Annotated in this window: 21 protein-coding genes and 3 pseudogenes; 8 read left to right on the forward strand and 16 right to left on the reverse strand. The window is 72.9% G+C overall.

Going from position 1 to position 23,870, the window contains the following annotated elements:
• Nucleotides 1-59: 59 nt before the first annotated feature.
• The 3 genes and pseudogenes from AB0M43_RS02530 to AB0M43_RS02540 form a co-directional block, all read right to left on the reverse strand.
• Nucleotides 60-518, reverse strand: coding sequence for a LuxR C-terminal-related transcriptional regulator (locus AB0M43_RS02530; RefSeq protein ID WP_363720939.1), 459 nt, complete (start codon nt 516-518; stop codon nt 60-62).
• Nucleotides 498-908, reverse strand: a pseudogene (locus tag AB0M43_RS02535) (response regulator transcription factor); the annotation flags it as partial. The gene AB0M43_RS02530 and the pseudogene AB0M43_RS02535, both read right to left, overlap by 21 nt.
• Nucleotides 905-2,479 carry an ATP-binding protein gene (locus AB0M43_RS02540; RefSeq protein ID WP_363720429.1) on the reverse strand — a complete coding sequence of 525 codons (1,575 nt, stop codon included), beginning with the start codon at nt 2,477-2,479 and terminating at the stop codon, nt 905-907. The pseudogene AB0M43_RS02535 and the gene AB0M43_RS02540, both read right to left, overlap by 4 nt.
• A 120-nt stretch (nt 2,480-2,599) precedes the next feature.
• Here AB0M43_RS02540 and AB0M43_RS02545 point away from each other — a divergent pair, with 120 nt between their 5' ends.
• From AB0M43_RS02545 to AB0M43_RS02555, 3 genes are all read left to right on the forward strand, one after another.
• Entirely contained in the window at nt 2,600-3,751 is a 1,152-nt protein-coding gene (locus tag AB0M43_RS02545; RefSeq protein ID WP_363720431.1) for a hypothetical protein, read from the forward strand.
• A gap of 126 nt (nt 3,752-3,877) precedes the next feature.
• Nucleotides 3,878-4,729, forward strand: coding sequence for a hypothetical protein (locus tag AB0M43_RS02550; RefSeq protein ID WP_363720433.1), 852 nt, complete (start codon nt 3,878-3,880; stop codon nt 4,727-4,729).
• A 261-nt stretch (nt 4,730-4,990) separates the two neighbouring features.
• Nucleotides 4,991-5,509: a DinB family protein gene (locus AB0M43_RS02555; RefSeq protein WP_363720435.1), complete on the forward strand. Its 519-nt coding sequence runs from the start codon at nt 4,991-4,993 to the stop codon at nt 5,507-5,509.
• 214 nt (nt 5,510-5,723) lie between these two features.
• Here the strand turns inward: AB0M43_RS02555 and AB0M43_RS02560 are convergent, their stop codons facing one another.
• Nucleotides 5,724-6,860 (reverse strand): citrate synthase/methylcitrate synthase, encoded by a 1,137-nt coding sequence (locus AB0M43_RS02560; RefSeq protein ID WP_363720437.1) that lies wholly within the window; start codon nt 6,858-6,860, stop codon nt 5,724-5,726.
• 67 nt (nt 6,861-6,927) lie between these two features.
• On the opposite strand from AB0M43_RS02560, the gene AB0M43_RS02565 reads away from it, so the two are divergent.
• Nucleotides 6,928-8,223, forward strand: coding sequence for a citrate synthase (locus tag AB0M43_RS02565; RefSeq protein WP_363720439.1), 1,296 nt, complete (start codon nt 6,928-6,930; stop codon nt 8,221-8,223).
• Between the two features lie 52 nt (nt 8,224-8,275).
• On the opposite strand, the gene add is transcribed toward AB0M43_RS02565, so the two are convergent.
• From add to AB0M43_RS02620, 11 genes and pseudogenes are all read right to left on the reverse strand, one after another.
• A complete protein-coding gene (gene add / locus AB0M43_RS02570; protein WP_363720441.1) occupies nt 8,276-9,244 on the reverse strand; it encodes an adenosine deaminase in 969 nt (322 codons plus the stop codon).
• Nucleotides 9,245-9,333: 89 nt separating this feature from the next.
• Nucleotides 9,334-10,272: pseudogene (locus AB0M43_RS02575) on the reverse strand (helix-turn-helix domain-containing protein); the annotation flags it as partial.
• Between the two features lie 303 nt (nt 10,273-10,575).
• Nucleotides 10,576-11,477: pseudogene (locus AB0M43_RS02580) on the reverse strand (GAF domain-containing protein); the annotation flags it as partial.
• On the reverse strand, nt 11,462-12,205 hold the full coding sequence (locus AB0M43_RS02585) for a 3-hydroxybutyrate dehydrogenase (RefSeq protein ID WP_363720941.1): 744 nt from the start codon (nt 12,203-12,205) through the stop codon (nt 11,462-11,464). The gene AB0M43_RS02585 and the pseudogene AB0M43_RS02580, both read right to left, overlap by 16 nt.
• Nucleotides 12,206-12,329: 124 nt before the next feature.
• Entirely contained in the window at nt 12,330-13,268 is a 939-nt protein-coding gene (locus AB0M43_RS02590) for a branched-chain amino acid ABC transporter permease (RefSeq protein WP_363720443.1), read from the reverse strand.
• A complete protein-coding gene (locus AB0M43_RS02595) occupies nt 13,265-14,137 on the reverse strand; it encodes a branched-chain amino acid ABC transporter permease (protein ID WP_363720445.1) in 873 nt (290 codons plus the stop codon). Before AB0M43_RS02595 ends, AB0M43_RS02590 begins: the two co-directional genes overlap by 4 nt.
• Nucleotides 14,134-15,369 carry an ABC transporter substrate-binding protein gene (locus AB0M43_RS02600; RefSeq protein WP_363720447.1) on the reverse strand — a complete coding sequence of 412 codons (1,236 nt, stop codon included), beginning with the start codon at nt 15,367-15,369 and terminating at the stop codon, nt 14,134-14,136. Before AB0M43_RS02600 ends, AB0M43_RS02595 begins: the two co-directional genes overlap by 4 nt.
• Nucleotide 15,370: 1 nt before the next feature.
• Complete coding sequence (locus AB0M43_RS02605; RefSeq protein ID WP_363720449.1) at nt 15,371-16,060, reverse strand: ABC transporter ATP-binding protein; 690 nt, start codon at nt 16,058-16,060, stop codon at nt 15,371-15,373.
• Nucleotides 16,044-16,802 (reverse strand): ABC transporter ATP-binding protein, encoded by a 759-nt coding sequence (locus AB0M43_RS02610; protein WP_363720451.1) that lies wholly within the window; start codon nt 16,800-16,802, stop codon nt 16,044-16,046. Before AB0M43_RS02610 ends, AB0M43_RS02605 begins: the two co-directional genes overlap by 17 nt.
• A 154-nt stretch (nt 16,803-16,956) precedes the next feature.
• A complete protein-coding gene (locus AB0M43_RS02615) occupies nt 16,957-17,937 on the reverse strand; it encodes a hypothetical protein (protein WP_363720452.1) in 981 nt (326 codons plus the stop codon).
• A gap of 24 nt (nt 17,938-17,961) precedes the next feature.
• The gene (locus AB0M43_RS02620; protein WP_363720454.1) at nt 17,962-19,308 is read right to left on the reverse strand and encodes a helix-turn-helix domain-containing protein; all 1,347 of its coding nucleotides are present in this window, start codon (nt 19,306-19,308) and stop codon (nt 17,962-17,964) included.
• 114 nt (nt 19,309-19,422) lie between these two features.
• Here AB0M43_RS02620 and AB0M43_RS02625 point away from each other — a divergent pair, with 114 nt between their 5' ends.
• The 4 genes from AB0M43_RS02625 (at nt 19,423) to AB0M43_RS02640 (ending at nt 23,014) form a co-directional block, all read left to right on the forward strand.
• Nucleotides 19,423-20,316: an alpha/beta fold hydrolase gene (locus AB0M43_RS02625; RefSeq protein WP_363720456.1), complete on the forward strand. Its 894-nt coding sequence runs from the start codon at nt 19,423-19,425 to the stop codon at nt 20,314-20,316.
• Nucleotides 20,317-20,547: 231 nt separating this feature from the next.
• Nucleotides 20,548-21,429 carry a lytic polysaccharide monooxygenase gene (locus tag AB0M43_RS02630; RefSeq protein ID WP_363720458.1) on the forward strand — a complete coding sequence of 294 codons (882 nt, stop codon included), beginning with the start codon at nt 20,548-20,550 and terminating at the stop codon, nt 21,427-21,429.
• Nucleotides 21,430-21,485: 56 nt separating this feature from the next.
• The gene (locus AB0M43_RS02635; protein WP_363720460.1) at nt 21,486-22,058 is read left to right on the forward strand and encodes a DUF305 domain-containing protein; all 573 of its coding nucleotides are present in this window, start codon (nt 21,486-21,488) and stop codon (nt 22,056-22,058) included.
• 194 nt (nt 22,059-22,252) lie between these two features.
• Nucleotides 22,253-23,014 (forward strand): alpha/beta fold hydrolase, encoded by a 762-nt coding sequence (locus AB0M43_RS02640; RefSeq protein ID WP_363720462.1) that lies wholly within the window; start codon nt 22,253-22,255, stop codon nt 23,012-23,014.
• Nucleotides 23,015-23,068: 54 nt separating this feature from the next.
• Here the strand turns inward: AB0M43_RS02640 and AB0M43_RS02645 are convergent, their stop codons facing one another.
• Nucleotides 23,069-23,860 (reverse strand): DUF4097 family beta strand repeat-containing protein, encoded by a 792-nt coding sequence (locus AB0M43_RS02645; RefSeq protein ID WP_363720464.1) that lies wholly within the window; start codon nt 23,858-23,860, stop codon nt 23,069-23,071.
• Between the last annotated feature and the right edge of the window lie 10 nt (nt 23,861-23,870).

Genomic DNA, 23,870 nt, shown 5'->3' on the forward strand with positions numbered 1-23,870 from the left:
TCGATAGACCACCGCAACTATGGACCAGAGGTGGCCACCGAAGGAAATCCACAAGGGACTCAGAGGGTCGCGTGTCCGGCCGCCCAGGCCCATGCCGCGATCCCCACCCGGTTGGCCACGCCGAGTTTGCGCTGGACGCTCGCGATGTGGTTCTTCACCGTCCCCGGGCTGAGATAGAGGTCCGCGGCGATCTCCGCGTTGGTGCCGCCGTGGGCCACGAGGCGGGTGACGTCGAGTTCGCGGATCGTGAGCGGTTCGGACGGGTCCGGGTTCGGGGGACGGACCCGGAGTTGCCTCGGCGGCGACGCGGCGACTCCGGGGTCGACCGATCGGGCATTGACAACTCCGGGGTAGGCCGGTCGGGTATCAGCACCTCCGGGGTGGGCCCTGCAGGCGTCGGCGCCTCTTGGGTCGGCCGGTCGGGCACCGGCACCTCCGAGGTCGGCCTCGCGCGCACCGGTGCCGCCGAGGAGTCGGAGGCCGGTCGCGCCGAGCTGGCTAAGCAGTCGGACGGTGATCTGCGGGCTGATGAGGGTGTCTCCTGCCACGGCGGCCCGGACGGCCTCCACGAGCAGCGCCGGGCCGGACCGTTTGAGAAGAAAGCCGCAGGCGCCGTCCCTGAGGGCCGCGTGCACGTACTCGTCGAGGTCGAAGGTCGTCACCACCACCACGCGCAGCGGATCGGCGACCCCTGGGCCGGCGAGGAGTCTGGTGACCTCCAGTCCATCGAGGCCGGGCATCCGGATGTCGGCGAGCACGACGTCCGGGCGCAGCTCACGGGCCAGGGCGACCGCGGTCACGCCGTCGGGCGCCTCGGCCACCACCTCCATGTCGGGTTGGGAGCCGAGGATCATGCGGAAGGCGCTGCGGATACCCTCCTGGTCGTCGGCGAGGAGGATCCGGATCACAGGGGTCTTCCTTCCCAGGGCAGGATGGCGGCGACCTGCCAGCCGGTGCGGGCGAACGAGGTGGCGGGGTGGGGGTTGCCGGCATTGTGCGGCTGCCTTGCGTGACCGGTCCCGGTCCCTGGGGCGGGGTCGGGGCCGGGGTCGGGACTGTTCTGCTGGCGGCTGCCGGGGAGCTGGGTGCGTCCGTGCTCGCGGTCGTTGGAATTCCCGCCTTGGCTGAACGACGCGCCATCGTTAGGGGGCTCGCCACTGTTGGAGGCCTTGTCCCAGCTGCGAGGCTCGCCTTTCTTGGACGTCTCGTGCTGACTCAAGGGTTCGCCCTGGGCTGAGATCCTGCCCGGACCGACGGACTCAAGCCGGTTCGAAGACCCGCTGTCGCTGGAGGTCTCGTCCCGGTTCGAAGGCTGGTCGTGGGCGGAGCTCCGGCCTTGACCGGCGGGCTCGCGCTGGTTGGAAGGCTCGTGGTGGCTCCGAGGGTGGGGACGGCCGGTGGGGTTCGGGGAGTCGGCACGACGGAACGGTCCGGCGGTGAAGGTGCCGCCCAGCGCCTGGACCCGCTCGGTGAGGCCGGGCAGTCCCAGGCCGCTGTGGCGGGATCCGGGCGGGCCCGGGGTGCCGTCGTCGGTGACGGTCACCCGCAGCGCGGTGTCGTCGGTGGCGACTGTCACGGCGACTCGCGACGCCGTGGGGGCGTGTCTGCGGACGTTGGTCAGGGCCTCGGACACCACGCGGAAGGCGGTCGCCGCGAGCTCCCGGGGCACCCGCAACTCCGGATCCAGGCGTAGCTCGGCGCCGGGGAACCGCCCTACCAGGTCGTGGAGGTCCGCGAGTCCGGGCTGTGGCACCCGGGCCGCCGGGCCGGCGTGCAGCATGTGCACGGTGCGGTCCATGGAGGCCAGGGCGCGCAGCCCGGCCGCCTCGATCCTCTCCAGCACCGCGAGAACCTGTGCGTCGCCGGTCGCCGCGAACCGGGCCGCCTGGGCCTGGGCGACGATCTCGCTCACGTCGTGGGCGACGAAGTCGTGCAGGTCATGGGCGAGATCCAACCGCTGCTCGCGGCGCGCCTCGGCGACCGCCCGCACCCGCCGGTCCTCCTGGTGCCGCAGGTAGGCGGCCGCCGTCGCCGGGACCAGAGCCAGCAACCCCCACAGCGCGACGCCGCCGGCCGTGTCGTGAACGGACTGGCTGACGTCGTAGCGCAGGAACGCCGCAGCGCCCACGACACACAGCAGGCCTCCGCCGAGCCATGCCCCGCGCGGGCGCACCCAACGGACCACCGCGAAGACGAGGGCGAGCATCGCCGCCTGCTCCACCAGGGTCCACCGGGACTCCTGGTAGCCCGGGGGCACGTCGTAGCTAAGGGTGACGGCCAGCGAGACCACCGCGGCGACCGCAGCCGGCCACACGAGCCACGCCCGGTTACCCGGCCAGCCCGCGATCGCGACGAGGACCGCGAGACCCGCGCCCATGGCCGGCACGATGTTCAACGTCGCGGTGCCGTGCCACCCGTACAGCGCTGCGCCCAGGGCGACGGTGCCCAGGGCGGCGACCACCCGCACCCACCTGATCATGCGTCCAGCCTAGGGCCTGTCCGCGAGGCGCGCCTGTGCCGAACGGCACCCCTCGCCCCTCTCGAAAACCTGCCGAACGGCACATGGTTTCCCCGCCCCGCGACCGCGACGCTGGACGGCATGAAGATCAGAGAAACGTGGCCACGGTGGATCGGACACGCCACCGCCGCGGCCTCCCTGGGCTACGGGGCGCTCGGGGTCGTCTGGGCCCTCGGCGGGCCCGGCTTCCCGTTCGGCCGGGGTGACGCCGAGCTGGTGGCGGCCGGGGAGAACGGGCTGGCCGCGTCGCTGCTCGGGGCGGCGACCGCCCGGGTCGGCGGGCCGGTGATCGCGCTGACCGGTGTGCTGGGGGCATGCGCCGCGCTCGCCATGGCCCGGGGCTGGGGTCGCGACCGGGGCCAGACCTGGCGGCGTCTGCTGACCGGGTTCGGATTGGTGACCGCAGTGGTGCTGGCTGTGCTCATTCCCGACTACCGCGTGTTGGTGGTTGTCGCGTACACGCCGATCCTGGCGGTCACGTTGCCGTTCGGATTCCCCGCAGGCCAGTCGTATCTGGACCTGGTCTCGTGGCCCCGGATCAACCTCATCCTCCTGGTGGCGCTCGGGATCGCATGGGCGGCGACGACGGTGGCGTACCGGAGACGGACATCCGGGACGTGCGGCAACTGTGGGCGGGGCTCCGACGGGACGGCCACTTGGACCACGGCGGCCTCGGCTGCCCGGTGGGGCCGGTGGGCGACGTGGATCGCGTTCGCGACCCCGTTCGTGTACGCGGCGACCCGCTGGGCCTGGGCCCTCGGCATTCCGCTGGGCATCACGGACGAGTTCCTCCGCGAGGGGGAGGAGAACGGCATGTGGATCGCCGGCGCGACCCTGGCCACGATGGGCGCGGGTGGCGCGGTCCTCACACTGGGTCTGATCCAGGGCTGGGGCGAGGTGTTCCCGCGCTGGATGCCAGGTCTGCGCGGCAGAAGGGTGCCGATCAGCCTGGCGACTGTCCCTGCCGCCCTGGTCGCGATCCTGGTCACCGAGGCCGGCCTGATGTACGTCCGGATGGTCGCGCTCCAGGGCGTGACCGCCGACAGCTGGGCGACGACTCTGCCGGAGACGGTGTGGCCGGTGTGGGGAGTGGCGCTGGGCGCGGCGGCGCTCGCGTACCACCTGCGACGGCGCGGCGGGTGCCGACACTGCGGGGCAGGGGTCCCGCACCGGGAGGAGGTGGGACCGGGATCCGCCGGGCTCACACTCCGAACGCCCGGAACCACGGACTGACCCCGCACTGGACAGGCGACGGTCGACTCGAAACCACGGACTGACCCCGTACAAGACAGACGACGGTCGACTCGAAACCTGTCCGTGGCCAGGTCACTCGCCGTAGGATCGGGCGATGACCTGGGCTTGGCCGCCGCCTTGCTGGCCGCGATCTGCTACGGCGCGGCCTCCGTGCTCCAGACGATCGCAGCCCGCGACACCCCTGCGGGGGACGGTGTCGACCCGAGGCTCGTGGTCCGGGTGATGCGGCAGACCCCGTTCCTGCTCGGCCTGGGGTTGGACGCGGCCGGGTTCGGGCTCCAGTTCTGGGCGCTGCGGTCACAACCCGTCTTCGTGGTGCAGGCGGCACTCGCCGCGAGCCTGGCCGTCACCGCGATGGTGGCGACCGTGGCACTGCGTCTGCGGCTGTCTGTTCCGCAGTGGGGGGCTGTCGCGGCCGTGTGCGGAGGGTTGGCGCTGCTGGGGCTGTCCGCCGGGGCCGAGAGTGCCCGACCGGCGGGGTTCGGGTTCCGGTTCGCGCTGCTGCCCGCCGCCGTGCTCCTGGGCGTCCTCGGCTTGGCGGCGCTGCGGCTTCCCGTCCGGCTGCGGTCCGCGGCGCTCGGGCTGGTCGCCGGGCTCGCGTTCGGGGTGGTGGCGCTGGCCGCGCGGTCGGTGACCTCGTTCGCGCCGGGGCGGCTGGTCCGGGAGCCGGCGGTGTACGCGATGGCGCTCGGCGGGGCGGTCGCCTTCCTGTACCTGACGACCGGGCTGCAACGCGGCGCGGTCACCACCGTCACCGCCGGGCTGGTCATCGGGGAGACCGTGCTGCCGTCGGTGCTCGGCGTCGTGGTGTTCGGGGACGGTACCCGGGCCGGGTTCGTGCCGGTGGCCGTCGTCGGGTTCGCCCTCGCACTGGCGGGGTGCCTGGCACTGGCCCGGTTCGGAAGCCTCGAAGAACCCGGCGCCCCGGGACCGGAGCAACAGGCCCGCCCGTCCTAACCGAGCCCGGACGGAGTGCGTCGGCGAGGAGTTGGCCGGAGCCGCTGGTAGCGGGGCACCACCGGCAGCACCCGAACCACCGACAGTGCCGGCACTAGTAGCACCGAAACCACTGACCGTGCCGGAGCGCTGGGAGCGCCGGAGCCACTGCCAACCGGGAGCCACTGGCAGTGCCGGAACCACCGACCGTGCGACACCTACAGCACCGGAGCCGCTGGTAATACGGTTGTCCAGTCAGGTCGCCCCCGCTACGGTCGCGCGATGAACTCCGACCGGGTGGCCCCCGCCGACATGTTCCTGCTCGGCGAGCGCGACCTGCTCACCACCATGCTGGACAACCACCGGGCCACTCTGGCGTGGAAGTGCGCCGGGCTCGCGGCCGACCAGCTCCGGCTGCGGGCGGTCGAGCCGGCGACGCTCTCACTCCTCGGTCTGGTCCGGCACCTGACCAACGTGGAAGACGGCTGGCTGGCGGAGTGGGGTGGCCGGGAGTCGGCGCTCGCGTACGGGACGTACAGCCCCGAGGACGGCTACGACGGCGCCGACTTCGACGGGGTCGACTCGGCGGACGTCGCGGCCGGGCTGGCGGCCTGGCAGGCCCAGGTCGACGAGTCGCGGCGCATAGTCGCTGCCCACGAACTCGACGCGGTCCTGCACTACGCCGACGGCGATGTGGTGTCGTTGCGGTACGTGCTGGCCCACCTGATCGAGGAGTACGCCCGCCACAACGGCCACGCCGACCTGCTGCGGCAGCGCATCGACGGCGCGACCGGCGAATAGCCCAGAACGCCTCACCAATTCACCGCCCACCCGCTCACGGGTCACGGTCACCACGCCCCGATGACGCGCCCGGCGGCGATAGCGCTCTCGGACATACGACAACCCTCCCCGGCGCCACGCACGGCCCCACCCCAGCAGGGAGAAGACCCCACCAAGCCAGCGCCTCCACTATCGAGACCCACCCCGATCGCCATCGCCACCCCACCCACCCCTCCTACCCCACCGGCACAGCCACCGGCGCCCCCACCCCCACATACCGCGCCGCCGGCCGAATGATCTTGCTATCCCGAGCCTGCTCCAGGATGTTCGCGCACCACCCGATCACCCGGCTCGACGCGAACGTCGGCGTGAACATCTCCCGGGGCAGCCCGCACAGCTCCATCACCACCCCGGCGTAGAACTCCACGTTGGTGTACAGCTCCCGCCCGGGCTTCAACTCGGCGAGCAGCTCCAGCACCCGGGCCTCCACCTGCACCGCGAAGTCCACCACCGGCCCGCCGATCCCCAGGGCGATGTCGCGCAGCATGAGGGACCGGGGGTCCTCGGTGCGGTACACGGGATGGCCGAAGCCCATGATCCGTTCCCCCGCCAGGACGCGTTCCCGGATCCACGGGTCGATCCGGTCCGGGGTGCCGATCGCGTCGAGGGTGTCCAGGGCCCGGCTGGGCGCGCCGCCATGCAGGGGGCCGGACAGGGAGCCGATCGCGCCGACCAGGCACGCCACGAGGTCCGCGCCGGTGGAGGCGATCACCCGGGCGGTGAACGTGGAGGCGTTGAAGCCGTGGTCGATGGTGGAGATCAGGTACTGCTCGACGGCCCGCGCGTGCGCCGCCCCGGGCACGGTCCCGGTCAGCATGTAGAGGTAGTTCGCCGCGTAGGACAGGTCCTCGCGGGGTTCGATCGGCAGCTGGCCGTTGCGGACCCGGTGCAGGGCGGTGAGCAGGGTCGGGGTCAGGGCGCAGGCGAACAGCGCGTCGGCCCGGCGGGCCTCGGGGCCGATGTCCATCAGGGGGCGGACGCCGCGCAGGGAGCCGGCGAGCGACAGGGCGGTGCGCAGGCCCTCCAGGGGGCTGGACACCCGGGCGATCGGGCCGAGGAGCGGGCGCAGGTGGTCGGGGATCCGGCGGAGCGGGGCGATCTCGGCGGCGAAGGCGGCCCGTTGTGCCGGGTCGGGCAGGTCGCCGTCGAGGAGGAGGTGCCAGACGTCCTCCAGGCTGCGGGTCCGCGCGAGGTCGATCGCCGAGTACTGCCGGTAGTGGTAGAAGCCTTCCAGGCCCCGGACGTCGCCGATCGTCGTGTCGGTCACGATCACGCCGGCCAGCCCCCGGGGGACGTCAATGGTGTGTGCCATGCCCCGACTGTCACGCACGCCGACATGAGTTGTCAATGTTGACTAGTCAATGTGAGAGGATGACGGCGTGGATCAACTCACGACCGACCAGGCCGCCGCGCGACTGGGCGTCAAACCCGAGACGGTGTACGCGTACGTGAGCCGGGGGCTGCTGCACAGCACCCGGGCCCGGGACGGCCGGGGCAGCCTGTTCGACCCCGCCGAGGTGGAACAACTCGCCGCGCGGGGTTCGCGCAACCGGCCGGTGAAGGAGACCGGGCCGGTGGTCCGGACGGCCCTGACGCTCATCCGGGACGGCCGGCTGCACTACCGGGGGCACGATGTCGCGGCGCTGGCGGCACAGCGGTCGTTCGAGGCCGTGGCGACGCTGCTGTGGTCGGGAACACTGGATCCGCGGGCCCGGTTCGCCGCTCCGGCCGGGTCCGTGGAGCTGGCGCGCGCGGCCACCGCGCCGCTGCCGGGGGGCGTGCGGCTGACCGACCGGCTGCGGGTGATCGTGGCCGTGGCGGCGTCGTCCGACCCGGTGCGGTTCAACATCCAGCCCGACGCGGTCGCCGGGACGGGGGCGGCGTTGCTGGCCACGATGGTCGACGCCCTCCCCGTTCTGGGCGGCACCCCGCCCCCCGACCCCGCAGGCAGCACCGACAACCAGACGAAGAACGACAGCCGACGGGTATCGCCGCCGGACGGCCGACCCCGCGCGACGACGGACCTGGACCTCGCCGCCCGCCTCTGGCCCCGCCTCACCGCCGCGCCCCCGACACCGGCCACCGTGCACGCCCTCAACGCCGCCCTGGTCCTGCTCGCCGACCACGACCTGGCCGCCTCCACCTTCGCCGCCCGGGTCGCCGCCTCCGCCCGCGCGCACCCGTACGCCGTCGTCGCCGCCGGGCTCAGCGCGTTCGACGGCCCCCTGCACGGTGCCGCCGCCACCCAGGCTTACCGGTTGCTCGCGGACGCGATCGCCACGGGCGACCCGCTGACGGTGTACTCCGAGCGTCTGCGCACCGAGGGCCGCGTCGAGGGCTTCTTCCACGGCGCGCACCCGCTCTACCCCGACGGGGACATCCGCGCCCGGGTGCTCCTGGGGCTCCTCGAGGACGTGCCGACCACGCCGGAGGTACGGGCCGCCGTGGACGGGCTGCTCGCCGCCGCCGGGGGGCGCTCGCCCCGGCTGCCGAACATCGAGTTCGCGCTCGCGGTGCTGGCGCACGTCTGCGGGATGACACCCGGGGCCGGGGAGGCCGTGTTCGCGCTGGCCCGGACGGCGGGGTGGATCGCGCACGCCCTGGAGGAGTACGCGGAGCCGGGGCTGCGGTTCCGCTACCAGGGCACGTACACGGGCCCGGAGCCGGACCACTGAGGCTGGTGGCGAGCCTCGGGCGCGCCATGTCCGTGACCAACGCCCCGACCCGTCAGGCCAGCCAGGCGTCGATCCCCGCCCGGATCCGCTCCTTCACCCGGTCCGGCGCGAACGACGCCCCGATCCCGTTCCGCGCCAGCTCGGCGAGCACCGCGTCGTCGTACCCGAACGCGTCGCGCACCCGGGCGTACTCCACGGCCAGCGGCGTACCGATCAAGGAGGGTATGTCGGTGTTGATCGTGACCACCAGACCGGCCTCGCGGAGCCGGGGCAGCGGGTGCTCCGCCAGGGACGGCGCGAACCCGAGCGCCACGTTGGACGACGGGCACACCTCCAGCGCCAGCCCGCGTTCGCGCACCTCGGCGACCAGGTCGGGGTCGTCGAGGATGGTGATGCCGTGCCCGATCCGCTCGGTGCGGCCGGTCGTGACCGCCTGCCGGATGCTGTCGGGCCCGCACGCCTCGCCCGCGTGGTGCACGACGTGCACGCCCCGGTCCCGGGCGGCGGCGAACACGTCCGCGAACGGGTCGCCGGGGAACGCCTCGTCGCCGGCCAGGCCGATGGCGACCACGCCGTCGTAGCGTTCGGCCAGGTCGAGGCTGCGCCAGGCGCGGTCGACGGAGCGGCGCCGGGAGTGGTCGATCAGGACGCGGGTGTCGATCCCGAAGCGTTCCCCGCCCTCGGCGAGCCCGTCGAGCACGGCTGCCAGCGGCATGGTCGGGTCGCCGAGCCGGTCGCCGTGGCCGGCGGCGGTGAAGGACACCTCCGCGTAGCGCACGCCCTGGGCGGCCTCGTCCTCGCAGAACTCGACGGCGATCCGGTGGAAGTCGGCCGGCCGGCGCAGGCAGGCCCTGACCAGGTCGTTCTGGTCGAAGAAGTCCGCGAACCCGGCGAAGGCGTGCTCGCGCGGGGGCACCGGCACCCCGTTGGCGGCGCCGATCTCGGCGAGCGTCGTCCAGCGGACCGTGCTCTCCAGGTGGACGTGCAGGTGGGCCTTGGGCAGCGTCTGTGGATCCCTCACCCCTCTGACGCTATCCAATCAAGATCCGGGAACCATCGGATTATTACGAGTGGGGGCGTCCCCGGCAGCGCACAGACTCGACACGACGGCTATTCCAGGCTCCCCCGCAGCTCGTGCAGCTGCCACGCGAGTTGGATCTGGAGCACCCGCGCCGGCTGCTGCCAGTCCGCGCCGAGCAGTTGGCCGATCCGGTCCAGGCGCTGGTTCACGGTGTTGACGTGCACGTGCAGCACGCCGGCCGCGCGCGCCGGACTCGCCCCGGCCGCGAAGTACGCCGCCAGCGTCGCCCCCAGCAGCGTCGACCGCCGCCGGTCGTAGTCGAGCACGGGGCCGATCGTGTCGGCCACGAACGAGCTCACGTCGCGGCCCCCGCCGAGCAGCAGTCCGACGAACCCGAGGTCCGCCGGGCCCGCGCCCTCCCCCGCCCGGCCCAGTGCCAGGAGTGCCGACACGCACCGGTGGGCCTCGGCGTACCCGCCCCGGACCGCCGCCGGGCCCGTCACCGGGCCGGCCGCGCCCGCCGTGACCGGGGTGCGCAGGACCGCGCCGAGGTCGTGGGCCGCGCGGCGGGCCGCCGTACCGGGATCCTCGCCGGGCAGCAGGAGCACCTCCCGCCCGTCCCGGTGGCCGGACAGTCCGCCGTGCGCGGCGGCCTCGGCGGCGGCCCAGGACGCGGCGCGGGGCCGGGCCTCGGCGGTGCCGGCGAGGACGAGGACGACGTGCGGCCGGTCGAGGTCCAGGCCGAGGCGGCGGGCCCGGTCCCGGGCGGTGCCGGGGTCGGGCCGGCTGATCAGCTCGTCGAGGAGTTCGCCCCGGACCCGGCTCTCCGCGTCGGCGGCGTTGCGCCGGGACAGCAGGAGCAGCGCGGTGACGACGGCGGCGCGTTCGAAGATCCGCTGGTCGGCCTCCGTCAGGTCGGCGGCGGAGCGCAGGGCGAGGGCGCACAGGCCCTCGGTGCCGGTGCCGACGGCGGACACCCACAGGTCGCCGTCGCGGACGGCGCGGCCGAGGGACCGGGAGCGGGCCACGACGTCCCCGAGGTCGTCGAGGAGGCCCGGCGGCTCCCCGTCGGCGGTCCCCGGCCGGGCGCGGACGGCGGCAGCCTCCGACGTGGTGTCCCGCCCGCGGTCCCGGTCGCCGGCCGTGCCGGTCGGCCCCCGGTGCGGGTCGTGGGAGCCCGATCCCTCGGGGTGCGGGGACGGTCGGGACGGATCCGCGTCCCCGCGTTCCGCCATACCGCGAGCCGCGTCCCCACCGGCCCGGGTGCGCCGGGTGGCGTCGGCGGGGTCCGGCCACGTCGGCCCGGGTGGCTCCACCGGGTAGGGGTGGAAGTCGCCGATCGCGACGAGGGGCCGGCCGTCGGCGTCGAGCACCGCGAGGGGTCCGCGCAGGATCCCCGCCACGGTCCGGGCCAGCTCCTCCACGTCCCCGCCGCGCAGGATCAGGTCCGCGAGCCGGTCGTGGGCCTCGGCGGCGCGCTCCACGGCGTCGCTGTGCTCCCGGACGGCCGTGTTGGCGGTGCTCAGTTCGCGCAGCGCGTCGCGGGTCTCGGCGAGCAGCCGGGCGTTGTCGATCGCGACGGCGGCGTGCGCGGCGAGGGAGCTGAGCAGCGTGACCTCCTCGCGGGCGAAGGGCCGGCGGTGCGGTTGGCCGCGTACAGCACGCCGATCACCTGCGGGCCCAGTTTCAACGGCACGCCGAGGATGGCCACGATGCCCTCCTCCCCGACGCTGGCGTCGATCTCCCCGGTGTGCCGGAACCGCTGGTCCTCGGGGTAGTTGGCGGTCTCGTAGGGGGCGGCGAGCTGGGCGACGAGGCCGCCGAGCCCCGCGCCCATCGAGAGCCGGAGCCGCTGGAACCGCGCCGACACCGACCCGTCGGTGACCCGCATGTAGGTGTCGCCGCGTTCCGGGTCGGTCAGGGTCAGGTACGCCACGTCCGTGCCGAGGAGTTTGCGCGCCCGCCGGACGATGGCCTCCAGGACGGCGTCGGTGTCGCGGAGGGTGGCCAGGTCGGCGACGGTGTCGAACAGGGCGGACAGTTCGGCCTCGCGGGCCCGGCGGCGTTCCAGCAGGGCCCGGACCCGCAGCGCGACGGCCTTGTCCCGGTCGAGGGCCGCCAACGCGGCCCCGGACGCGCCGGCGAGCCGCGCGTCGAGTCCGGGGCGTTCGAACTCGACGGCGGGGGCCTCGCGGGCCAGCAGGTCGAGGAAGTGCGTCAGTGGGCTGTCCATCCGCCGTCCATCGTGATCGAGGCCCCCGTGATGTACGAGGCGGGCGGCGCGCACAGGTACGCGACGAGTTCGGCGACCTCGCCCGGTTCGATGAGCCGTTTGATGGCCGAGGGCGCGAGCATGATCCGTTCGAGCACCTCGGACTCGGGCAGCCCGTGCGCGAGGGCCTGCCCGGCGATCTGGCCGGCCACGAGCGGGGTCCGCACGTACGCGGGGTTCACGCAGTTGGAGGTCACCCCGTGCGGGGCCCCTTCGAGTGCGATCACCTTGGACAGCCCTTCGAGGGCGTGCTTGGCCGCCACGTAGCCGGACTTGAACGGCGACGCGCGCAGCCCGTGCACGGAGGAGATGTTGACGACCCGCCCCCAGCCCTGGGCGTACATGTGCGGCAGCGCGCGCCGGACGAGCCGGAACGGGGACTCCACCATGAGACGCATGATCATCGAGAACCGCTCCGGGGGGAAGTCCTCCAGGGGTGCCACGTGCTGGAGCCCGGCGTTGTTGACGAGGACGTCGATCCGCCCGAGGCCCGCGTCGACGGCGTCGAGGTCGCTCAGGTCGACCACCCAGGCCCGGCCGCCGACCTGCTCGGCGACCTGCTCGGCGGCCGGGCCGTCGCGGTCGGCGACCACGACGGTGGCCCCGGCGGCGGCGAGGCGTTCCGCGCAGGCCCGGCCGATGCCGCTGGCCCCGCCGGTGACGAGGGCGGTGCGGCCGGTGAGGTCCACTCCGCCGGGTGCCGGCGTCCCGCGTCCGGATCCGCCGGCGACCGGCGCACCGCCTCCGGTGGCGCCCGTCCCGGGGACGGCCCGGTCGAAGCCGCGCGGCGCCCCGCGCCCGGGACCGGCCGGATCACTCGACACGGCCCCTCCTCCACCCGGCCACGGTCCCCCACAGTCCCTTGCGGAACAGCAGCACCACCAGCACGAACACCGACCCGGTGACGATCCCCGGCCCGTTGAACTGGGCCGTGGACAGGTAGTCCTCCAACTGGACGACCAGCCCGGCTCCGAGTACGCCGCCCCACAGCGTGCCGATCCCGCCGAGGACGACCATCATCACGGCCTGCCCCGAGGTGGTCCAGTGCACGCCCTGCAACGAGGCCGACCCGTGGCTGACGGCCGACAGCCCGCCGGCCAGCCCGGCGAGGGCGGCGGAGATCATGAAGACCACGAGTTTGTACCGGTCCACCGGGTACCCCAGCGCCCTGGCCCGCGCCGGGTTGTCCCGGATCGCGACGAGTACCCGGCCGAACGGTGACCGCACCACCCGCCAGGCGCAGAACAGTCCGAACAGGACGATCGGCAGCCCGGCGTAGTAGAAGTGGAACGGTTCGGACAGGTCCGCACCGAACAGGGGCCGGGGAATGCCCTGAAGGCCGTTCTCGCCCTCGGTGACGGACCGCCACTGGTTGGCGACGAAGTACACCATCTGGGCGAACGCGAGGGTGACCATGGCGAAGTAGATCCCGGTGCGCTTGACCGACAGGTAGCCGATCGGGACCGCCAGGGCCGCCGCGAACACGGCCCCGCCGAGCACCGCGAGCGGGAACGGCACCCCGGTGTGCACGCCGAGCAGTCCGGTGGCGTAGGCGGCGGAACCCCAGAAGGCGGCGTGCCCGAAGGACAGCAGTCCGGTGTACCCGAGGAGCAGGTCCACGGCCACGGCGAGCAGCGCCCAGGTGGCGATGTCCATCGCGATCGGCGGATAGACGAACCAGGGCAGGGCGAGCCCGATCAGAAGTCCGACGACGAGCAGCACGGGCCGGCGGGCGACGAGGCGGAGGATCATGCCCGGGCCTCCTCTCGGCCGAACAGCCCGGACGGCCGCCACAGCAGCACCACGGCCATCAGGACGAACGTGAGGATCTGGGCCAGTTCGGGGACGTAGAGCTGGCCGAGGGCCTGGAGCAGGCCGACGGCGTACCCGGCGAGGACGGAGCCGAAGATCGAGCCCAGGCCGCCGATGACCACGACCGCGAAGACGGCGATCACCATGTCGGCGCCCATCAGCGGGTTGACGGCCCGCATCGGGGCCGCGAGCACCCCGGCGAGTCCGGCGAGGGCGACGCCGAACGCGAACACCGGGGTGACCCAGCGCCGGACGTCGACGCCGAGCGCGCCGGTCAGCTCGGGCCGTTCGGTGGCCGCCCGCACGATGAGGCCGATCCGGGTCCTCGTGAGCAGCAGCCACACGGCGAGGCAGAGCCCCACGGACACGGCGAAGGCGAAGACCTGATAGGTGGGGTACTCGAACAGGCCCAGGTCCACGGTGCCCTTCAGCGCGTCGGGCCGGGGGTAGGGCTGCGAGGCGACGCCGTACTCGCGCTTGACCAGGTCCTGGAGCACCAGGGTGATGCCGAAGGTGAGCAGGAAGTTGTAGAGCGGGTCGAGTCCGGTGAGCCACCGGACGCCGAAGCGTTCGACGAGCGTGCCGAGGAGCGCCAACGCGACGGGTACGAGCACCAGGGCGAGCCAGAAGTTGATCCCCGCCTCGGTGAGCAGCACGTACGCCCCGAACGCGCCGAGCATGTAGAACGCGCCGTGCGCGAAGTTCACGACGCCGAGCATCCCGAAGATGACGGCCAGGCCGAGGGCCAGCAGCCCGTAGAACGAGCCGCTGACCAGGCCGTTGAAGCACTGTTGGAGGAAGTTGGTCATGAGAAGGTGCAGCCGCTCTCGTTGACCGGCCGGAAGGCCTCGGCGGCCGGGATGGTGCGGAGGATCCTCTCGTAGTCCCAGGCCTCGGTGACGGCGCTCTTCGGCTTGACCTCGGCGAGGTACGCGTCGTGGATCACCCGGTGGTCCTCCGCCCGCACCTTGCCGCCCCGGGCGAACACGTCCTCGAAGCTGTGCCCTTCGAGGGTCTTCACGACGTCGTCGGAGGCGTCGGTGCCGGCCCGCTGGGCGGCCTCCAGGTACTGGAGCGCGGCCGAGTAGTTCGCGGCGTGCGCGAAGGTGGGCCGGGTGTCGGTGCGCTTCAGGAACCGGTCGGCGAACTCGCGGTTCCTCGCGTCGAAGTTCCAGTACCAGGCGTCGGTGAACGTGGTGCCGGCGAACGCGTCCGGGCCGAGGGAGTGGATGTCGGTGAGGAACATCAGGCCCACGGAGAGCTTGATGCCCTTGTCCCGCAGCCCGAACTCGTTGTACTGCTTCACCAGGTTGACCAGGTCGCCGCCGGCCTGCATCGTACCCAGGACATCGGGTCTGGGGTCCATGTTCTGGGCCTTGAGCAGGAATGTGGAGAAGTTGTCGTTGGGGAACGGCGTCGGGTCCTTCACGCCCACCTTCCCGCCGGCCTTCTCCACGGCGGTGGTGAAGCTCTTCTGCATGTCCTGCCCGAACGCGTAGTCGGGGTAGACGACGTACCAGTTCTTCGCGCCCTGCCGGGTGACGGCGGTCCCGGTGCCGTTGGCCAGCATGTACGTGTCGTAGGCGTAGTGGAACGTGTACCTGTTGCACTGCTTGCCGGTCAGCTCGGTGGTGGCCGCCGTGATGTTGAAGTACAGCTTCTTCTTGTCCTTGGCCACCTTCGCCACCGCCAGCGCCGAGGCCGACTGCGGCACGTCGAGGATCACGTCGGCGCCGTTGCGGTCGTAGAGCTCCTGGGCCTTGGAACCGGCCACGTCGGACTTGTTCTGGTGGTCGGCGGTCACCACCTCGATGTTCCTCGTGACCGCCTTAGCTCCATATTTCGCCTTGAAGTCCTCCACGGCCATCCGGACGGCTTCCACGGAGTTCTTCCCGGACAGGTCGGCGTAGATGCCGGACTGGTCGTTGAGGACCCCCAGCACGATCTTGTCGCCGCTGACTTTGCCCCCGGCCTTCGGTGGTCCGCCGACACACCCCGAGAGCAGGAGGGCGCCGGCGACGAGAACAGCTGTCTTCCGCATGTCAGATCCCTAGGTAGGTGAGGAGTTCGTGTTCGCGGGCCAGCACCTCGGAGTTGTCGAGGCTCTCGACGACCCGGCCCTCGGCCAGCAGGTAGTGCCGGTCGGCGACCGTCGTGGCGAAGTGCAGGTTCTGTTCGATGAGCAGCACGGTCACGCCGTGCGCCTTGACCTCGCGGAGGATGTCGCCGATCCGCCGGACCAGCAGCGGCGACAGGCCCTCGGTGGGTTCGTCGCACAGCAGCAGGCGGGCGCCCGTCCGCAGCACCCGGGCCAGGGCCAGCATCTGCTGCTCGCCGCCGGACAGCTTGGTCCCCGGGAACCGGCGCCGCTCGCGCAGCACGGGGAACGTCGCGTAGATCCGGTCCAGGGACCAGGCGTCGCCGACCCTCGGCGGCAGCAGCAGGTTCTCCTCCACGGTGAGGCCGGCGTAGACGCCCCGGTCGTCGGGCACGTAGCCGAGGCCAGCCCTGGCCCGGCGGTGCGGCGGGAGCCCGGTGAGGGACGTCGATCCGAGCGCGATCTCGCCCGACTGCTCCGGGTGCAGGCCCATCACGCAGCGCAGCAGGGTCGTCTTGCCGGCCCCGTTGCGGCCGACCAGGGTCACGATCTCGCCCGCGGCCACGTCGAGGGACACCCCGCGCAGCACCCGGGCCTGGCCGTAGGAGGCGTCGAGGTCACGAACGGTCAGCATCGGGCTCCCCCAGGTACGCGGTGATGACCCGCGGGTCGGTGCGGACCTCGGCGTACCCGCCCTCGACCAGCACCTCCCCGTGCTGGAGGACCGTGACCCGCTCGGCGAGGCTGGCGACCACGGACATGTTGTGCTCGACCAGGACGACGGTGCGCCCGGCGCGGACCCGGCCGATCAGTTCGACGGTGCGGTCGACGTCCTCGACGCCCATCCCGGCGGTCGGCTCGTCCAGGAGCAGCACCCTGGGGTCCGAGGCCAGGGCGACCGCGAGTTCCAGGGCGCGCTTGCGGCCGTAGGACAGCTCACCGGCGACCGTCTCCGCGTCGTCGGCCAGGCCCACCTGGTCGAGCAGTTCCAGCGCGCGGGGCCGGAAGGTGTCCAGCACCCGGTCGGAGCGCCAGAACCGCCAGCCGAGCCCGGTGGTGGCCTGCAACGCCAGTTCGACGTGCCCGATCACGGTCAGCCGGTCGAACAGGCTGGAGATCTGGAACGACCGGGCCATGCCGAGCCGGGCGACCCGCTCGGGGGCGTAGCCGGTGACGTCGCGGCCGTCGAGTTCGATCCGGCCACCGGACGGCCGGAAGTACCCGGTGAGCAGGTTGAACAGTGTGGTCTTGCCCGCGCCGTTCGGGCCGACGAGGGCGTGCACGGAGCCCTCGGCGATGTCGAGGGTGACGTTGTGGACGGCCCGGAAGCCGCGGAACTCCTTGGACAGTCCCCTGGTCGCGATGACTGGCGGCATATGTGTTCGCACCTCCTGTGACGGCGAACACTATCGATCCGTCACAGGTATGGGCCATATGTCCGGCCTACACAATCCGGGGGTTGTCCATGGGTCCCGGGCACACAGTGGACCCCGCGTCCGGGCGCGATGGTCCCGGTGGCGTCCCGGGCCGCTAGTCCCTGACCGCCCGGGAGGCGGGTGCCGGTGTGACCAGTTGGCTCATCCCCCAGCCGATCAGCCCCGCGACCACCACACACCCCGCCCACACGTGCACGGACCACGCGACGCCCTCGGTCAACGCGACACCCCCGAAATACGCCACCCAGACGAGTACCGGGAACGCCACCGCGAACAGCCGGCGCGGGCCGACCACGAGCAGCACGTCGGCGAGGACGGCCGCGAGCAGCGCCCCGAGGTCCGTGGCCAGGGGATCGGCCTGCCCGGAGAAGCCGACCACGAGCAGCGTCGGAACCCCCGTCACGATCGTGACCAGGCCGACCGGGGGCGTGAGGTCACGCAGGAACAGCAGCACGACCCCGACCATCGTGACCGTGGCGACCAGGATGCCGGCCACCCCCAACTGCACGCCGTGCTCGGTGCCGCGCATCAGGGTCGACGCCCAGCGCGCGGTGTAGGGCAGGTCGAACTGGAGGAAGAACCACAGCATCGTCAGCACCAGTCCGGCGGACAGCGCGGCCGGGTGGTCGCCCCGGCCGTCGCCCCGGAGCCGGGCCGCTCGCCACGGGCCGGCCGCGACGAGGGTGGCGCCGACCATCAGGCCCAGGTGGGTGGGGCTGAGCAGGGCCTCGGTGTTCTGCTCGACGCCGAAGGCGATGTGCCAGGCCATGTCGCCCTGCCCGGCGAGCAGGAACACCAGGCAGCCGACGGCGGTCAGCCCGTAGCCGGCCGGCAGCGCGGACCGCAGTGGACCGCCGGCGGCCCGTCCGCGCAGGAACAGCACGCCCACGAACACGATGTTGACGAACATGCCGGAGTAGAGGATCGCGTGCCAGGGCGTGAAGAACGACTCCAGCTCCGGGATGTGCCAGTGCGCCCAGGCGTCGATGCACGCGCCGCCGACCAGCCAGGCGGCCAGGGCCGCGGCGACCCAGTCGAGAAGGGGGAGAGTTCGGGTCCGAGTGAGAATGGCCATCGACACTCCTTTTTGGGTACCAGGCTAGCGCCCGTCCGCCGCGTCCCGGGCCGCCAGCGCGGCGGCGATCCTCGGCAGCTCCCCCGGTTGGCTCGCGTCGAGCCCGGTCAGCGCGGCGACCTTGCGCAGCCGGTAGTCCACGGTGTTCGGGTGCACGTGCAGGTGCCGGGCGGCCCGCTGCCGGCTCAACCCGCTCTCGACGTACGCGCGCAGCGTGGCCAGCAGTTCCGCGTCCAGCGGGCCCAGGAGGCCGGCCAGCTGGTCGCGGGCGGCGGACGGCCGGGTCAGCTGGTACTCGACGAGCAGGTCCGCGAGCTGGAACAGTCCCGACCGGCGGCCGAAGGTGCGCGCCACGCCCAGGATCTCCCGGGCGAGCACGGCCGCGTCGGCCACCTGACGCGGGTCGGCGGCGACGGCCCCGGCCAGCACCTCCGTACCGGCGGCCCTGCCGAGCCGGGCGGCCAGCTCGGCGAACCGGGCCCAGTCCGTACCCGTCAATGCCTCTGGTGGTTTCGCGCACGGCAGCAGGGCCACTCCCCCGTCGGCGGTGAGCATGGACAGCACCGGCTCGGCGGACTGGTGGTCGAGCTCGACCCGGACCCGGCGGACCTTCCGGCGGGCGGCGACCGGGCCGACCGTGGCCGGCGGGGGTCGGGAACCGGTGGCCCGCGGATCCGGTTCCTCGTCGGGGTGCGGGGCGAAGTGCAGGCTCAGGACCAGGTAGGACGCGGGCAACCGGACCCCGGCCCTGGCCGCCGCCGGCTCGACCAGCAGCCCGTCGAGGAGCGCCGCGAGCAGCGCCTGGCGGGCCGCGTGGTCGTCGGTGCGGCGGTCCGCGACGTAGCCGGCGGCGACGGCCGAGGTGACGCGTTGCAGGAACTCCAGGAGCAGCCGCTGGGTGGCGAGCAGGTCCCCGACGTCGGCCGGTCCCGCGTCGCCGGCCACGTGGTCCAGGCAGATCCGCGCGCCCAGGTGGTACGCCGTGAGCACCGCGTCGATCGGCACCCCCTCCTCCGCGCGCCGGGCCGCCGACTCGCGGATCCCGGCCAGGGTCTCCGCGCTCGGCACGCCCCGGCTGCGCAGCACCTCGCCGAAGGTGCGCAGGGTGCGCTCCACGATCCGGGGGATATCGCCGTCGAGCTCCTCGCGGGGCAGCAGGCCGTAGACGGGGACCTCGTCGACGAGTTCGGTCACGACGGCCCGGGTCATCGCGGGCACGGCGGCCAGGAACCGCTCGACGAGGGGCCGGCCCGCGATCCGGAGCGCGCCGGGGGGCGGGCCGCCCGGCACGATGACCTGCGGAGGCTCGCCAGGCGGCCGCGCGCTGGCGGGTGCCCGGCCGGTGGTCGGCGGCGCGTTGTCATCGGTCACAACAACCCTCGCTCAGGTCTGGTGAGTCTCCCAGCCTCCCGCCCCGGGTCCGGACCCCATCCTGGGAGACACAACGTTACCCACCAGTAAACATCTGAATTCCCGGAGGTAACAGTGCCCCTCACCCGCCTTCGCACCCTCCTCGCCGCCCTCGTCCTCGCCACCGGCCTGCTGGTCACGGCCGCCAACCCGGCCGCCGCCGCGGGCACGGCCGACCCCGTGGCCCAGGTCGCCGACCCGCCCGGGGCCAACGACTGGTCGTGCCGACCCAGCACCGCGCACCCCAACCCGGTCGTGCTCGTGCACGGCACCTTCGCGAACCAGTTCGAGAACTGGCTGGTACTGGCCCCGCTGCTCAAGAGCAAGGGGTACTGCGTCTACGCCCTCACCTACGGCCTGACCCCCGACAGCTGGACCTCCACCGGCAACGGCATCGTGCTGCCGATCGGCGGGCTCCAGCCGGTGGCCACCTCCGCCGGGCAGCTCGCCGCGTTCGTCGACCGGGTGCGCGCGAGCACCGGGGCGGCAAAGGTGGACATCGTCGGGCACTCCCAGGGCGGCATGATGCCCCGGTACTACCTGAGGTTCCTCGGCGGGGCCGCCAAGGTCGACAAGCTCGTGGCCCTGGCGCCCAGCAACCACGGCACCACCCTGTCGGGCATCGCGAACCTGGCCGACCACTTCCCCGGCATCGCCCGGCTCGTCTACTCCGCGTGTCCGTCCTGTCAGGACCAGGTGGTCGGCTCGGCGACGCTGACGAAGCTGAACGCGGGCGGGGACACGGTGCCCGGAGTGCGGTACACGATCATCTCCACCTGGTACGACCAGGTCGTCACGCCGTACCGGTCGCAGTTCCTGTCGGGGCCGGACGTGGCCAACCGGGTCGTGCAGGACAGCTGCCTGGTCGCGGTCCCGGAGCACGTGGCGATGGCGTTCAGCCCGACGGCGCTGCACCACGTGACCAACGCGCTCGACCCGTCCCGCGCCACCCCGGTGTACTGCGGGTAGCCGGGAGGCAAGCGCCCGACCCCCACCGACGGGGGCCGGGCGCTTCCGCGTACCCGCCGCCTCCCGATCGGGGCACAACTACCCATTGCGACATCCAGATGTGTCAACTATTCCCGAACCGCGGGTTGAGGAGTTATCGTCACCCCACGATGTAACTATTAGGACTCCTTCCTAATAGCGCTCGGGGAGCCCGGAAACGGCGCTCATCCCCTCACCCGAGGAGACAACTCCATGAGACGACGACACGCGATCACCCTGTCCCTCGCCGCCGCCCTGGTGGCGGCCACCCTGTTGCCCGGAGGAGTCGCCGAGGCGCACGGCACCATGTCCGACCCGGCCAGCCGGGTCTACACGTGTAAGAACGAGGGCCCCGAGAGCCCGACCTCGGCGGCCTGCAAGGCGGCGGTCGCGGCCGGCGGCACCCAGGCGTTCTACGACTGGAACGAGGTGTCGCTGATCGAAGCCGGTGGCCGGCACCGCGAACTGATCCCGGACGGCAAGCTGTGCAGCGCCGGCCGCGAGAAGTACCGGGGCCTGGACCTGCCCCGCAACGACTGGCCCGCCAAGCAGATCTCCGCCGGCAACCTGACGGTCACGTACCACGCGACCGCGCCGCACGCCGGCAGCAACTTCGAGTTCTACATCACCCGCGAGGGCTGGAACCCCACCATGCCCCTGAAGTGGTCCGACCTGGTGCTGATCAAGAGCTTCACCAACGTCAACCCGACCACCTTCACCAGCTGGACCCTGCCGATCCCGCAGCGGTCCGGGCGGGCGCTGATCTACTCGATCTGGCAGCGGGTCCAGTACAGCCAGGAGGCGTTCTACACCTGCTCCGACGTGGACTTCGGCGGCGGCCCCAACCCGTCACCGAGCCCGACGGTCAGCCCGAAGCCGACCCCGAGCCCGACGGTCTCGCCCACCCCGAGGCCGACCCCCACCCCGACCGCCTCGCCGACCGCCCAGCCGGGCGGGACGTGGAAGGCCGGCACGGCGTACAAGACCGGTGACCGGGTCACCTACAACGGCGTCAACTACCAGTGCCGGCAGCCGCACACCGCGACCGCCGGTTGGGAGCCGCCCAACGTACCCGCCCTCTGGCAGGCGGTCTGACCACCGGGTCGCGGGGCCGCCCGGTCCCGCGACCCGCCACCGATGGAGGTGCGCCCTTGCGAGCCCTCGTACTCCTCTGCGCGGTGGGCCTCACCCTGCTCACCGGCTGCCAGAGCGCCCCGGTCGCCGCGCCGAGCCCGACCGTGGGCACGGTGCACCGCTCGTCCGACGGCCCGTACAACGACACCGACGTGATGTTCCTGCAGATGATGCTGCCGCACCACCACCAGGGCATCGAGATCGCCCGGCTGGCGAAGGACCGGCCGGTCAGCCAGGACCTGAAGAACCTGGCCGCCGCGATCGAACTCACCCAGGCCGCCGAACGCGAGACCATGACCGGCTGGCTGACCGGCTGGGGCCAGCCCCTCGTCGGCGACCCCGGCGGGCACGCGGCGCACGGCGGCATGCCCGGCACCACCGAGGGCGAGATGTCCACGCTGGCGAAGAAGTCGGGGGCCGAGTTCGAGCGCGGGTTGCTGAACATGCTGATCGCGCACCAGGACGACGCCGTGCAGTTGGCCCGGATGGAGACCGGATCCGGGTCGGACAAGCAGGCCAAGGACCTGGCCGGGCGGATCGACCAGTCCCGAACCGCCCAGATCAGTCAGATGCTGGCCCTGTTGGGTTGAGCTCCGGGGCGGGCCTGGGCGGGTCCGCCCCGGGGGCCGGGGCGTCCACCGAGGCGCGGGGCCTGCGGCCCGGGAGGTCTGCCCGGGCTCCGGGCCCGGTGTCCTCGACGTCGGCCCGGCGGTGTCCGCGCGCCGGATCATGGACCCCGACCCGGCGGTCGGCGACCCGGATTCCGCCGTCTAGGGTGTGTGGCATGGCTGGTTCCGAGCTCTGGTTCAGGCGGTATCCCGCCACGGCGCCCCTCGGGCTGCGCCTCGTCTGCCTGCCGCACGCCGGCGGCGCCGCGACGTTCTTCCACAACTGGCCCGACGGGCTGCCCGACGACGTCGAGACCCTCGCGGTGCGCTACCCGGGCCGGCAGGACCGGATGGCCGAGCCGCCGATCGCCGAGATGCCCGAGCTGGCCGACCGGATCACCGAGGCGCTGCTGCCCCTGGTGCGCGGCGGGGTGCCGGTCGCGCTGTTCGGGCACAGCATGGGCGCGTCCGTGGCGTTCGAGGTGACCGCCCGGCTGGAACGCGACCACGGCGTGCGCCCCGTGCTCCTCGCCCTGTCCGGCCGGGAGGCCCCGGGGAAGGTGCCGCCGACCTCGTTCCACACCCGGTCCGACGCCGAGCTGATCGCGCACGTGCGCGGCCAGGGCGAGATCGACGCGGCCGTGTTCGAGATCCCGGAGCTGCTGGACATCGTGATGCCGCCGCTGCGGGCCGACTACCGGCTGATCGAGACCTACGTGGCGTCCGTGGCCACCGTGGACGCGCCGGTCGTGGCCTACACCGGGGACGCCGACCCGGGCTGCGCGGTGCCCGACGCCGCGGCCTGGGAGGGCGCGACGACGGGCACGTTCCGGCTGCGGGTGCTGCCGGGGGACCACTTCTATCTGGTACCGGAGGAGAAGGCTCTGCTCGCCGACCTCTCGTCCGCGCTGCGCGGGGCGGTCCAGCCGGCCCGGTAGCCCGCGGTCGGGTCACCGCACCCGGCGGGTCGGCCGCAAGGCCCGGTCAGACCGTCACAGGTACCGCACGTCCACATCCCCGGTGTTGGTCTGCGCGCTGATCGTCCGGGTCGAGCCACCGTCCTGGGCGACGGTCACCGACTCCTGCCCGGAGTTGGTCTGCGCCTCCACCCGGTACGTGTCCGGCTTCGGCACCGTGACCCGCACGTCCCCCGAGTTCGCCTCGGCGCGCACCTTCCGCGGCGCGCTGACGAAGGCGAGTTCCACCCCGCCGGAGCTGGACTGCACGTCCACCTCGGCGGCGGCGAGCTCGGTGGCCCTGACCTTGCCGGAGGTGGCCTCGATCCGCAGCGGACCGCCACCCTTCGTCACCGTGATGTCACCAGAAGTGGCGCCCAGCTTGAGCGGCCCGGTCAGGTTGCGGCTGACGACCGCCCCGGAGTTGGTGTGCGCCTCGATCTCCACACCCTCGGGCACGGCCAGGGTGTAGTCCACGTCGCACTTCGCCGAACCCACGATGTTGATCTCGTCGGCGGTGCACTCGGTGCTGATCCGCAGGATCCCGCCGTCCCACCGCTCGGTGACCTTCGGCTTCTCCGAGGACCACCGGAACCGGCGCTCGACGGACACCTGGCCGGCCTCCCCGACGGAGAGGGTGACCGCGCCCCGGTCCACGTCCAGCTCGATCCGGGTCACGGCCTGCTGGTACACCTGCTTCTCGGTGGCCTCCCCGGGCTCGGACGCGCCCGACAGGGTCGACCACAGGGTCACGCCGCCGATCACGAGGGCCGCGACGGTGAACACCGCGCCGCCGATCAGCCAACCGCTGCGACTGGTGGTGGACATGCTTCCTCTT

Origin of the sequence: Longispora sp. NPDC051575, from assembly GCF_040681875.1 — a bacterium.
In the GTDB taxonomy this organism is placed as follows: Bacteria; Actinomycetota; Actinomycetes; order Mycobacteriales; family Micromonosporaceae; genus Longispora.